Consider the following 12,721-nt stretch of genomic DNA (forward strand, 5'->3'; position numbering starts at 1 on the left):
GCTCGCCGCCCCTGGCACAGCGACCGATAAACAGGTCCTGACCTGGCGATCGACGACCGTGAAACATCGCCGCGCGGCCCTTCTACCGTTCCTGCATCAGTTCGAGACGACCGACAGGAACAACCACCAGTGACCCTTCCAACCCATCAACCAGGGACCGCGCCCGAGCCGGTCCCGCCGCCCGCCTACGTCAAGGTTCTGTGGGTAGTGCTCTGCACCAGCCTCAGCGGCCACGCCGCGGTCGCGGGCGGCTTCCTCGCCAGCGCCGGAGGAAGCGCGCCGACAACGGCCTTGTCCACCGCCGGAGGAGCGTTCTTCATCGTCCTCGGGGTGTGCCTGGCAGTGCTCAACACGTTGTGGCCCAAGTAATCACACACCGGCACGTCATCCGGCGAGCATGAGCAAGGGAACCGGCGGCCAGGACCAACTGGCCGCCGGTCCTCTGTGCCGACCGTTTCGTGAAGGTGCTCAAGAAGAACACCACTATCAAGGCTTACCCGCAGGGTGGCATGAGCGACCGACAACTCTCGGTGGGGTACGGACACTGCGAGGCGGCGCCGGCGGTGGGGCCGTCAGGGCCGGCCGGGGCCGCATAGTGCTTGCTCCGAGCCACACCAGGTGTTCAGACTCGGAACAGTCCGATGTTCGATCCCGAAGGGAAGCGCGGATGCCAAGCCTGGAAGAAGAGTTCGTCGATTTCACCGACCGCGCGAACCTGATCGACCACAGGACCTCACTCGACCAGCGTCGCTCGCTGCGCGGCGAGCTCGACCTCCTCGACCAGGCTCGCCTGAAAGTTCCTGCGGGCACTCGCCGTACCACCCTCGATACCTTCAGCAGGATCGCGTTCCGGATCCTCGAACGCCGCATCTACGCTGTCGACCACCCCACCGTGCTCGACGCCCCGCGCCCAGGTGATCCCTCACCGCGCGATCGCCGACGGGAACGCTGACCCCACCGCTCCGGGCGAGCATCGCTCATCCGAGAGTGGTGCGGGTGTCTCGACGGCAATACCTATGCGATGGTCAACCTAGGGCTCTTGCTGAAGCAGCAGGGCGAACTCGCCGAAGCCTGGTACCGCCGCGCCAGGAGCGGGTAGCCGACGGTACCCGGTTGTGTTGCGAATGGTTCTCAACACCTTGAGGTCCGAACGTATGTCGGAAGTTCAGCGGCCTAGGCACCGTATCGAGAAGCGTGTCTGTGAAGGTGGAGGGCTGGTTACGAGGAAAGTCGGCCTGCCGCCTGCTCTGCGGTCATGAGGTTGATGAAGGCCGAGCAACTGATGAGCATGTACCGCGCAAGCACCTGGGTGATCCGCTCAGTAGGAACGGCTACACCGCCATGTCGGATGCCGTTCTCGTCGCTGGTCCACCCATAGAGCTTCGACCATGCGTCCAACAATGCGGGATGGGCGAAGTTGTCGGTCTTCTTCAATTGACCCAGCGCCGCTCCGAGCGTGTTCTTACCGGTGATTGGTACCAAGAAGGCTTCGACAGCACTGATGGACTCCTTGATCGAGTTCGGGTAGTCCGGCTTCTCACGGTCGGCGAGCAGGTTCAGCGCGGTCTCCAGGTGGTGTGCGACGGGCTTACTTCCAGCGGCCAGGGCGCCTTCGATCTCGGAAAGTTCGGGGCTGTCTGCGATCGGTACGACCTGTTCGTTGAGCAAACGGTAGCCAGCCTTGTACATCTCCAGAACATTGTTGAAGACGTCGACCATGCCCAAGCTCAAGCGTTTTCCGACCCGCACCAACTCTTCGAGTAGGTCGTAAACCTCGTACCACTCACGCTTCTTGATCCAGTTCTTGATCTCCCTATCAACCCCGCCGCCAGGGAACTGGTCCCAGTCACGCCCCATCAGGGCCGTCCAGATCGCGTAGAACTCCGTGAATCCGGGCGAAACCGCGTATTCGGGCTCGAAGAAGTAGGCGTAGGTGACGTTCCATAGTTGAGTACGGAGAGCGTCATCCATGCTCTCGATCTGAACCACGGTCCTGACCGGGACCAGCCCATGGCGCTCGGAGAATCGTCGTTCCATTAGACGATCATGACGGATCGAGGAAGCAAGTAGGCGCACCCTCACTGTCTCTAAAACGATCGCTTCCGAGATCCACCGCCGGACAGGCGCATCCGCCCGATAGACCAGTCTCCGAACCCAGTCTTCCTATCACTCTCCCTGGGCAGGATCGGGAGACAAGGGATTTGCTGGGCCGGTGCAACCGAAGGTCCGTACCCTGCGATCAAAGAATGTGCGGCCGGGGCGGATCGGGGTGGGTTTCGTGGTAACGGTGGGGTCGATGTTCGAGGGGTACCTGATCCGCGAACGGTTGGGCGCCGGCGGCATGGGCGTGGTCTACCGGGCCCAGCATCCGCGGCTCAAACGCGATGTGGCACTGAAGGTTTTGCACGAACAGTGGTCTCACGATCGCAGTTCGCGGGTGGCGTTCGATCGGGAAGCGGCCCTGGTGTCCCAGCTCGACCATCCGAACATAGTGCAGGTGTACGACCGCAGTGCTCCTGGCGATGAGGCGTTGTGGTTGTCGATGCGGCTGATAGGCGGTGGGGATGTGGCCACCTTGCTGCGGGGTTCACCGCGTGGTTTGCCGGTCGAGGAGGTTGTGGCGTTGGTGAGCGATGCGGCGTATGCGCTCGATCATGCACACGCGGCGGGGATTTTGCACCGGGACGTGAAGCCGGCGAACCTGCTGATCGAGCACGATCCCCGGCACGGGCAGAAAGCAGTGCTGACCGATTTCGGAATCGCTCGCGCGGCGGATTCGGCGACGACCGCGACCAGTATCGCGATGTCGCTACCCTATGCCGCACCCGAGCGGTTCACCGCTGGCCAGGTCGATCACCGTGCTGATGTGTATTCACTTGGGTGCACGATGTTCGAGTTGCTCACCGGGCAGGTGCCATTCGTGCGGCGCGCACCGATCGAGTTCATGACTGCGCACCTGACCGCAGCGATCCCCTCGCTCCGGGACCGTCGCCCGGACCTACCCGCTTTCTTGGACATGGTGGTCGCGACCGTGCTGGCGAAATACCCCGGCGAGCGGTATTCCTCGTGCCAGGAGCTGGTCACGGACTTGCTGCGTGCAGTCACCGCCACAACGTCGGCACCTCCACCGCCGGAGGCTCCGGTCGCGGTGTGGGAAGACCTACAGGTTTTCGGTGCTCGGTGCGCTCAAGCTGCCTACCCGCAGCATGCCGGGCTGATGTTCGGCCTCGCGTTGGTGCTTCACCGGCGGGGAAAGATCATCGAAGCCGAAGCCTGGTACTGGCAAGCCGCCGACGCCGGCAACACCGATGCCATGCACGGCCTCGGGTACCTGCTCAACGAGCGAGGCGAGGTCACCGAAGCCGAAACCTGGTGGCGCAAAGCCTCCGACAACGGCAAACCCGGCGCCATGCACGACCTTGCGATCCTGCTCAGGGAGAAGGGGGCGGTCACGGAAGCCGAAACCTGGTGGCGCCGCGCAGCCGACGCCGGATACACCGATGCCATGCACGGCCTTGCGATCCTGCTCAGGGAGAAGGGGGCGGTCACGGAAGCCGAAACCTGGTGCCGCAAAGCCGCCGACGCCGGCAACACCAATGCCATGCACGGCCTTGCGAACCTGCTCAACGAGCGAGGCGAGGTCACCGAAGCCGAAACATGGTGGCGCCGCGCCGCCGAGACCGGCAACACCAGCTCGATGCACAACCTCGGGTACCTGCTCAACAAGCAGGGCAAAGTCACCGAAGCCGAAACCTGGTGGCGCCGCGCAGCCGAGACCGGCGACACCAGCGCGATGCACAAACTCGGAATCCTGCTCCAGAGGCGCGGCGCGCTCACCGAAGCCGAAACCTGGTGGCGCCGCGCAGCCGACGCCGGCGACACCAATGCCATGTACGGCCTCGCGAACCTGCTCGAGGCGCAGGGCCGGGCCGTCGAAGCCGGTCAGTGGTTGCAGAAGCACCAGGAGGCGACAGACCAATCCAATGTCAGATAATGGCGTATTACCTGACCGAACTGGTTTCGGATCATCCACGGCCTCGGCGGCCGCTCGAACCAGGGCAACACCCTTCCGTGTGTTATCTGACAGGCAGGGGAGAGTGACGGGTTCGGCACGACGCCGCACCTACCCACGGGGGGAGCACGCACGCGCTATCTGAAAGGTCTTGGCGCTGCTGGCTCATGAATGAACGCGAGCGTGACGACGCCTATCCCACGCAAGTCCTGACGCTCGCGCATCTCGGCGCCGCCGAGCTGAATCACTGTGGGGTCGAACGACGATCGAGCGTCCTCGCTCCCGCAGCCGAAGCGGTTGCGGGAGGCAGGGGTTGAGGAGGCTCAGGACAGGCGGCGCTGGAACGCGTTGGCCGGGTGGCCGGTCGACGGATCCACCGTGTAGACGGAGAGGTCCGCGTTGGTCGGGGTCAGGTTCAGGACCATGAAGCCGAGGTCGGTGAAGTTCTCGAACAGGGCCGGGGTCGTCGCGCCCTTCGCGTGTGCGCCTGAGTTGGTTTTGGCGGCCGCGCCTGAGACCAGTTGGCGGGTGCCTTTTGTCGCGGGGGTCGGTTCCAGGACCTGGAGGCAGTGGTCGTGGCCGGAGAGGACGTAGTTCGCTCGGCCGAGCACGTGAGTTTCGAAGAACGTCTTCACGTGGTTGCCGTTGATCGGCTCTATCGTCAGGCCCTCGTACGCGCCCGCGTTGCCGTGGCTGCCGTTGCTCAGGTACGGGTGGTGGGTGCAGACGATCTTCCACTTCGCGGTCGACTCGGACAGGGCGCGGTCCAGCCAGGCTGCCTGTTCGGTCATGAACTGGCCGTCCGCCGCCCAGAACGGGGCGAACAGCGGGGGGAGGTAGGCCGCGATCGGGTTCAGGTCCAGTACGAAGAACTCGACGACCGGGGTGGCGGGCGGGCCTACCGGGACCGAGTAGTAGCGCGCGGGCATCCACCAGCGCTGGGACCGCGCGTGATAGGCCACCTCGTGGTCGCCGCGCAGCAGCCAGCCGCCGTCGCCGGGCAGGATCGAGGAGTTGTCGTGGTTGCCCTGCACCATGATCCAGGGGAAGTCGAGGCCGTGGTTCGGGGCCTCGAACTTCGCGTCGAACTGTGCGTCGTCACTGGCCCAGGGGCCGGACTCGTACACGTTGTCGCCCAGGCCGAGGGCGAGGGAGAACGGGGTGTCCGCGTGCAGCGCGCGGATCGCGTCGGCCACGGCCCACTGCGGGCGAGCGCCGGTGCCGGCGTCGCCGGTGATCAGCACGCGCAGTTCGGCGCTGTCCGGGTAGGGGAACTTGGCCACGGACGGAGCGGGCGCGGGCTCGGCCCACGCCGGCCCGGCCGCGGCGGCCAGGGTCGCGACACTCGCGGCGGTGGCGGCGCCGGACAGAAAACCACGGCGGTCGACGGTCATCGGGATCTCCCTCGTCCTTTCCTTCTGGTCGAGTGACCAGTATTGCCGGTCCGCGCGCCCGCCGCGCGGTATGCCGATATTCCGCACACCATATCCACCGGAAGCCACGTATTTGCCGGACCCCGGAACGCGCGCCGACCCGCCCCGTTGCGACACGTTCGCCGAGGCCATGGACCTTTTGACAGCATCCGCCGCCGGTGAGAGTGTTGATCGACCGTTATCTCGAGTTTCAAGCTCGGCCACAGGGGGACGCAGCATGACGACACTGGCCTCGGGCGTCTTCATCAATTGGGAAGAGCTGACCGGCCAGTCCAAGCTCGTCGTGGATTTGATCAGCTTCCCGCTGTTCAGTGCCATCGCGGGCTGGCTCACCAACTGGACCGGCGTGCTGATGCTGTTCTGGCCGGTCTATTTTCGCGGATTCCGCATTCCCGGCCTGGAACTGCTCTACCCCTATTTCCCGCGCCGGGTCCAGGTACTGCCCACCTTCTCCGGCGACGGCAAACGCCTGGGCTTCCAGGGCTTCATCCCCGCGCGCGCCGAGAAAATGGCGAGCATCTGCGTCGACGTCGCCATCATGCGCATCGGCAGTCCCAAGGACTTCATTCGCGAACTCGACCTGGACGGCATCGCCGACTACATCGCCGAGGTCGGGCGCAAACAGGTGCCGTCCCTGGTCAACGAGGTGATGCTGCGCGAGAACCCGGATATCTGGAATGCCGTGCCGCGCGCGGTCCGCAATGTGCTGTACCAGCGGGTCGAGCGCGAATTGCCCACGCTGGCCCGCACCGCTTTCGAACAGCTCGGTGACAATGTCGATCAGCTCATCGACATCAAGGCCTTCGTCATTCGGTATCTGCGCCAGAATCCGCACATTCTGAAGGACCTCACGACCACGGTCGCCGCGCCCGAACTCAAATTCATGGTGCGCATCGGCCTGCTGGGCGCGCCGTTCGGCCTGCTGCTGGCGCTGTACATGCATGTGCACCAGAGCATTCCGGTCATCGGCTGGATCCCGGGCTGGGCCGTCATTCTCACCGCGGCCGCCGCCATCGGCGTGGCGGTCAATGTCATCGCCATCAAGATGATGTTCGAACCCGGCGATCCGCAGCCGCGCTACAAATACCTGTGGAAGCAGGCGCTGCTGGCCAAGCGGCAGCCCGAGGCCGCGGCCGATCTCGCGCACATCCTGGCCTACCAGGTGCTGACCCTGCCCAACCTGGCCGAAGAGCTGCTGGACGGCCCGAACGGCGACAAGACCCGGCAGCTGCTCGAGCGGCTCATCTCCGCCGAGATCCACCGGCAGCTCGGGCCGACCCACACCTTCGTGCGGGCCGCCTTCGGGGCGCGGCAGTTCGACAATCTCAAGGTCGGCGCGGCCGGCGCGGCGGCGGGCCTGGCCCCCAGCCTCACCGAGGATCCGGAATTCGCCGCGGCCCAGGCCAAGAAGATCGACGAATTCGCCGCGCGCAAGCTGCAACTGCTCACCCCCGGCGAATTCATGGAGATGTTCTACGCCTCCGTCGAACAAGACGCGTGGCTGCTGTATCTGCACGGCGCGGTGCTCGGACTCGCCGTCGGCGGGGTGCACCTGGCCCTGTTCGGCTGGTAGCCAGAAGGTCGCTCACCTGGGCGAACAGCGCGGCGGAAATACAAGCACGCACGCTTGCATTTTTCTGGCCGCACTGCGATGCTGACCGTCGACGGCGTTCACCGGCACGGTGGACGACCGGTTCCGCGCGGCGACAAGGACTTGCGATGGCCGATCTCGAGGCGCTACTGGCCGACTTCACCGCCGAATGCGGCGACCTGGACGCACTGGTCGCCGACCTGAACAAGGTCGACTGGTCGCAGGACACCCCCGCCGCGGGCTGGACCATCGCCCATCAGATCGGGCATCTGCACTGGACCGATCAGGTCTCGGTCATCGCGGCCACCGACGCCGAGCGCTTCGGCGCTTTGGTCCAGGAAGCCCTCCCCCGGGCGCTGACCTTCGTGGACGAAGCCGCCGAGGTCGCCGCCGAACAGCCGCCCGCCGAACTGCTCGCCGCCTGGCGCCGCGACCGCGCCGCCCTGGTCGAGGCGCTGCGCGTCGTGCCGGCCGGGATCAAACTCCCCTGGTTCGGCCCGCCCATGAGCGCCGCCTCCATGATCACCGCCCGGCTCATGGAAACCTGGGCGCACGGGCAGGACGTGGCCGACGCGCTCGGGGTCGTGCGAACCCCCACCGCCCGCCTGCGCAACATCGCGCACCTGGGCGTGCGCACCCGGAACTTCGCCTACATCACCAACAATCGGGCCGTGCCCACCGCGGAGTTCCGGATCGAACTCACCGCCCCCGACGGCGGCGTCTGGACCTGGGGACCCGAGGACGCTGCGCAGCGGCTGCGCGGACCGGCCCTGGACTTCTGCCTGGCCGTCACCCAGCGCAGGCACCTGGACGACCTCGCGCTGGAGATCGAGGGCGCGGACGTGGCCGAATGGCTGGAGCTGGCACAGGCTTTCGCGGGTCCGCCCGGAACAGGACGAACGGCAGGCCAGTTCCACTGACCTGCCGTCGATCCCGGCCTCCGGCCCGTCGGACCATCATCTGAGGCGATGTCGGCGCGACATCGGCCCCGAGTCCCATTCCAGGAGGCAAGGAGCGAGCGAGCGCCACCGTTGGTGCGCCGTGCCTGGTGCGACCGGACGACATTGGCCGGAAGTCCTCGATGGCAGTCGAGTTGGCGCTCGCCGCTACCCGGTATTTACCCACCCTTTCGCGGGCGGAAACCTCTCCGATCGCAAGGAATCGCTGGCTGTCGCGATATGCGTTCTATGCTGTGATCCTGCTCTCATCGATAGCTGCTGCCACCGCGCGCCGCCGTAACCTGGACGCGCGTACGACTTTCAATGGTGCGGGTCGTGGGCGTCGAAAGACGCAGGGGGACCAGGGGAGAGGAAGGACGCACCAGTCATGTCGCACGAACTCGCGACGCAGGCCGTCCGGTCGACCCGGCGCGCGGCACAGGCGGTTCGCTACACCGCCGTCGTCACCGCCGCCATGGCCAGCATCGGTCTCACCGTCACCGCCGGCGCCTACATCGCCAATCAGATGGCGGGCGTACAGCATTCGGACAGCATCCTCGCCGGGCCGCCCGCCCCGCGGGACCTCACCGCCGCGAGCGCGGATCGTTACCCGGGCGGCATTCTGCCGCTCGCCGAAAGAACCGACATCGCAGCGCTTTTCGAGAATCAGCGCACCGTGATCAGCAACCGCGACGGCGCGCCCTCGACGCAGAGCGCCGCCGCCGAGGAGGCGACCCGGCCGCAAAGCACCGCGCTGGCCGGGCAGCTACGGCTCGGCAATACCTACGTCGGTGCGCAAGTGCTTCCCGTGCAACGCAATTCGCTGACCTTCACCGTGGACACCAACCTCTTCGCGACCCTGGCCGACCTCGTGCTGCGCGGGCCGATCGGGGAACAGCTCGGCGTGGTCGGCGGCAATCCGAGCGCGGTCACCCAGCTGCGCACCGATCTCGACACCCGGCGCGGCGAACTCACCCTGACCCTGTCCGATCCGGCCATCGGGGCCCACGGTCTGCAACTGGCCCGCCACCCCGCGCCCGCCGCCACGGCTACCGACGAGCTCACCGACGCCGTTCCGGTCCCGCCCGAAACCTCGGGCGAGGACGCGGCGCTCGGCCACCACGACGCCCGGGAAGGGTCGCCGGACGCGCCGGACGGCACCGCTGTGTGAGACTTCCCCCGTGTACGACTACTGCGTGATCGGCGGCGGCATCGTCGGGGTGGCCACCGCGTACCGCCTGCTGGAACGGCATCCGGGCGCCCGCGTGCTCCTGCTCGAGAAGGCGGACCGCCTCGCCGTCCATCAGACCGGGCACAACAGCGGCGTCATCCACTCGGGCATCTACTACGAGCCCGGCAGCCTCAAGGCGCGACTGTGCCGCGCGGGCGCGGAGTGGACCAAGACCTTCGCCGCCGAGCACGGGATTCCGTTCGTGGTGTGCGGAAAACTGCTGGTGGCTACCGATGCCGGCGAGCAGGCCCGCATGCTGGCGCTCTACGAGCGCTCGGTCGCCAACGACGTCGAGGTGGAACTGCTGGACGCCGCCGAACTCCGGCGGCGCGAACCGCGGGTGCGCGGCGTCGGCGCGCTGTTCGTCCCGGGCACCGGGATCATCGACTACACCCGGGTCACCGAGGCCCTGGCCGACCGGGTGCGGGCGGGCGGCGGCGAGATCGTCCTGGGCGCCGAGATCACCGCGATCGCCGAAACAGCGGACGCGGTAACGGTTTCCGGGCCCGCGGGCACCTGGCGGACGGCCCGCCTGGTGGTCTGCGGCGGGTTGCAGGCCGATCGCCTGGCGCGGCTCGCCGGGCTCGAACTCGACCTGCGCATCGTGCCGTTCCGCGGCGAGTACTACCGGTTGCCCGCGCATCGCCGGAATCTGGTGCGCACCCTCATCTATCCGATTCCGGATCCCGAATTGCCGTTCCTGGGCGTGCATTTGAGCCCGACCATCGACGGCGAGCTGACCGTCGGCCCGAACGCGGTGCTGGGCCTGGCGCGCGAGGGATACCGCAAGGGCAGCGTGAACCTGCGCGACGCCCGGGACGTGCTGGGGTTCCCCGGTTTTCACCGGGTGGCAGCGGCCAATGTGCGCACCGGGCTGCGCGAGATGCGGAACTCGCTGTTCAAGCGCGGATACCTGGCCGAGTGCCGCCGCTACTGCCCCGAGCTGACCGCGGCGGATCTGCTGCCGCGCCCGGCGGGGATCCGGGCGCAGGCCGTGCTGCGCGACGGCACGCTGGTGCACGACTTCCTGATCGAGCGCACCCCGCGCTCGGTGCACGTGCTCAATGCCCCGTCTCCGGCGGCCACCTCGGCGCTGCCGATCGCCGAGCACATCGCCGCGCAATTGGACGATTGACCGAAATAGGGGGAATTGCCGGGAGGCCGCTGGATATCCACTTCCGCCCTCGCGATATCCGGGTATCCATGTAATAAATAGGATTGCTGTAGTACTTTTGTTGGCAGCCGTGGGACAGGGAGCAGCCTATGGGCCACATCAAATACGCGAGTGACGTCGGTGCGCCGGTGGAGGTCGCGTTCACGTACACGGACAACCATCAGTTCGTGCCGGACTGGGCGTTCATCGTGGCGGCCTTCGAACCGATCGGCGAGTCCGATCATGGTTCGGGAGCCGTCTTCGCGACCACCCTCCGGGTCGGCCCGTGGCATCCCACGGTCGAGTGCGAGATCACCGAGTACCGCCGCAACGCGGTCATCGAGTACACCCTGCGCAGACGCCGGAAGGGGAAGCCGGCGCCCGCGCAGGGTGCTCGCGCGAGTTGCACCGACCCGCTCGCGGTGATCAAGCTGCGCTTCGATCCGCTCGGCTACGGCCGCGCGGTGCTGACCTCGGAAACCGAGTACTGGACACCGCGGGGACTCACCGGGCGACTGCTCTCCCGTATGCTGGCAGCCGCCGTACAATCAGCGGTTCGGCGTACCGAATCGCAATTGCGTAGGGAGATAGAGGAATTCCACGGAACGGATCTTGTCGGCCGGATTGCGTAGGGTAACCAGCATGATCATCGTGAGCACCGACGGATCGTGCCTGCGGAACCCGGGCGGCGCCATCGGCTGGGCCTGGGTCAATCACGCGGGCGGATCGGCCAGCGGCGGTGCGGTCTCGGGCACCAATCAGATCGCCGAGCTCCGCGCGCTGCTGGAAGCGGTGCGCTCGCACTCCGGCTCCGAGCCGCTGCTCATCGAGAGCGATTCGCTCTACGCCATCAAATGCGCCTCCGAGTGGATCAACAGCTGGCGGCGCAACGGCTGGCGCACCTCGAGCGGCGGCGATGTCAAGAACATCGAACTGATCCGCGAGATCGACCGGGCCATCGCGGCTCGGCCCGGCCCGGTCCGATTCCGCTGGGTACGCGGCCACGTGGGCAACTACTTCAACGAGCAGGCCGACACGCTCTGCGGGCAGGCCGCGCGCAAGGTCGCCGCGTCCGGCGCGGGCACCGACGCGCCCGGCAGCAACGCCGCGGGCGTGCCCGCCACCGCCCCCGGCGAGCCGCTGATCGAGCCGCTGCCGGCCGAGCCCGTCACCGAGCCGCTGCCGGTGATCGCACCGCAGCCCGCGCCCGCCGAACCGGCGGCCGTCGCCACGACGATCACGGCCCACACCCCGGCGGCGGCCACGGCCCACACCCCCGCCAAGACACCGCGCCGCCGCGTGTCCGCGGCCAAGAGCACGCCCGCGGACGCGCTGACCCTGTTCTGAGCCGCGGCCCCGCGGGCCGGCGCGCGATGATCCGCTGCCGGTTCGGATGCCGCCCACGCGGATACGACGAAACCGCCGCCCGTGATTCGTGCACGGGCGGCGGTTTCCGTTCGTCGGGCCGGCTAGTTGCCGGGGGCCGGAGCCGTGCTCGGCGCGGGCGCGGTGCTCGGCGCGCCGCCCCCGGTCGGGCCGGCGAGGCTCTTCATGGCGGGGGAGTCGAAGTTGGCGACCTTCCAGACGCCGTCCTGATTCTCCAGCTCGGCCACACCCGGCACGGTCAGCATGTCGGACTGGGCCACCACGCCGTTGGAACGGACCTGGGTCAGGATCAGCACGACCTTGGCCTTGCTGTCGTCGCCGGACTCCCACGCGCAGTGGATCTCGTCCAGCGTGGACTTGGCCTGCACGCTGGACATGGCCTCCTTCAGCGCGCCGGACGCGCCGTCGAAGAAGGACAGCCACTGCCCGGTGGACAGATCCTTCACCCGGGTGAAGTAGTCGTCCAGGCTCTTGGCGTCGTAGTTGGAGACGGCCTTGCCGAAATCGCAGGCCGCGGCGGTCGCGGCGTCGCGGGCCTCGATCTCCTGCTTGCTGTCGTCGGCCTGCTTCCACAGCACGACCCCGGCCGCGACGGCGGCGACCAGCACCACGCCCGCGGCGAACGCGCCGATGATCGGCACCAGCGTCTTGCCGGACCGGCCGCCACCCGCCGCGGCGGGAGCCGGCGCCTTGGCGGCGGCCTTGGGAGCGGGCGCCTTCTTGGGAGGCTGCGGAATCGCGGTGTCCGACTCCTTGCTCAGCTCGGGCTTGCTCGCCTCGGGCGCGGCGGCCGGAACCTTCGCGGTGGCCGCGTCGGCGGCGGGGATCTGCGCGGTCTCGGCGGCGCCGGAACCACTGTCGGAACCGCTCCCAGGGGCTACGGCCTCGGCCTTGGTGGTGGCCTCGTCTTCGGTTGTCTTGTCCTGGGCGGCGTCATCCGACATGGATCGATCCCCACCTTTCCCGGCGCGCTGCGG

At 67.4% G+C, this 12,721-nt stretch carries 11 protein-coding genes; 8 read left to right on the forward strand and 3 right to left on the reverse strand.

Features of this window, described 5'->3' with window-relative positions:
* The first annotated feature begins 667 nt into the window (after positions 1-667).
* Positions 668-952, forward strand: a complete 285-nt coding sequence (locus ACFVBH_RS32565; protein WP_379007577.1) for a hypothetical protein — start codon at positions 668-670, stop codon at positions 950-952.
* Between the two features lie 266 nt (positions 953-1,218).
* On the opposite strand, the gene ACFVBH_RS32570 is transcribed toward ACFVBH_RS32565, so the two are convergent.
* Positions 1,219-2,037: an AbiJ-NTD4 domain-containing protein gene (locus ACFVBH_RS32570; protein WP_379007581.1), complete on the reverse strand. Its 819-nt coding sequence runs from the start codon at positions 2,035-2,037 to the stop codon at positions 1,219-1,221.
* A 259-nt stretch (positions 2,038-2,296) separates the two neighbouring features.
* On the opposite strand from ACFVBH_RS32570, the gene ACFVBH_RS32575 reads away from it, so the two are divergent.
* Complete coding sequence (locus tag ACFVBH_RS32575; RefSeq protein ID WP_379007583.1) at positions 2,297-3,994, forward strand: protein kinase; 1,698 nt, start codon at positions 2,297-2,299, stop codon at positions 3,992-3,994.
* A gap of 341 nt (positions 3,995-4,335) precedes the next feature.
* On the opposite strand, the gene ACFVBH_RS32580 is transcribed toward ACFVBH_RS32575, so the two are convergent.
* Complete coding sequence (locus tag ACFVBH_RS32580; protein WP_379007586.1) at positions 4,336-5,406, reverse strand: metallophosphoesterase; 1,071 nt, start codon at positions 5,404-5,406, stop codon at positions 4,336-4,338.
* A gap of 256 nt (positions 5,407-5,662) precedes the next feature.
* Between ACFVBH_RS32580 and ACFVBH_RS32585 the strand changes: the two genes are divergently transcribed.
* From ACFVBH_RS32585 to ACFVBH_RS32610, 6 genes are all read left to right on the forward strand, one after another.
* Positions 5,663-7,018, forward strand: coding sequence for a hypothetical protein (locus ACFVBH_RS32585; protein WP_354989230.1), 1,356 nt, complete (start codon positions 5,663-5,665; stop codon positions 7,016-7,018).
* 146 nt (positions 7,019-7,164) lie between these two features.
* The gene (locus ACFVBH_RS32590; protein ID WP_379007589.1) at positions 7,165-7,956 is read left to right on the forward strand and encodes a TIGR03084 family metal-binding protein; all 792 of its coding nucleotides are present in this window, start codon (positions 7,165-7,167) and stop codon (positions 7,954-7,956) included.
* Between the two features lie 406 nt (positions 7,957-8,362).
* Positions 8,363-9,145: a hypothetical protein gene (locus tag ACFVBH_RS32595; RefSeq protein WP_379007592.1), complete on the forward strand. Its 783-nt coding sequence runs from the start codon at positions 8,363-8,365 to the stop codon at positions 9,143-9,145.
* Between the two features lie 10 nt (positions 9,146-9,155).
* The gene (gene lhgO, locus ACFVBH_RS32600) at positions 9,156-10,340 is read left to right on the forward strand and encodes an L-2-hydroxyglutarate oxidase (protein ID WP_379007595.1); all 1,185 of its coding nucleotides are present in this window, start codon (positions 9,156-9,158) and stop codon (positions 10,338-10,340) included.
* Between the two features lie 128 nt (positions 10,341-10,468).
* Positions 10,469-10,990 carry an SRPBCC family protein gene (locus ACFVBH_RS32605; protein ID WP_354989234.1) on the forward strand — a complete coding sequence of 174 codons (522 nt, stop codon included), beginning with the start codon at positions 10,469-10,471 and terminating at the stop codon, positions 10,988-10,990.
* A 10-nt stretch (positions 10,991-11,000) separates the two neighbouring features.
* Complete coding sequence (locus tag ACFVBH_RS32610; RefSeq protein WP_379007597.1) at positions 11,001-11,705, forward strand: ribonuclease H; 705 nt, start codon at positions 11,001-11,003, stop codon at positions 11,703-11,705.
* A 122-nt stretch (positions 11,706-11,827) separates the two neighbouring features.
* Here ACFVBH_RS32610 and ACFVBH_RS32615 read toward each other — a convergent pair whose 3' ends face one another.
* Positions 11,828-12,688 carry a hypothetical protein gene (locus ACFVBH_RS32615; protein WP_379007599.1) on the reverse strand — a complete coding sequence of 287 codons (861 nt, stop codon included), beginning with the start codon at positions 12,686-12,688 and terminating at the stop codon, positions 11,828-11,830.
* Positions 12,689-12,721: the final 33 nt, after the last annotated feature.

It is taken from the genome of Nocardia sp. NPDC057668, from assembly GCF_042799795.1.
In the GTDB taxonomy this organism is placed as follows: domain Bacteria; phylum Actinomycetota; class Actinomycetes; order Mycobacteriales; family Mycobacteriaceae; genus Nocardia.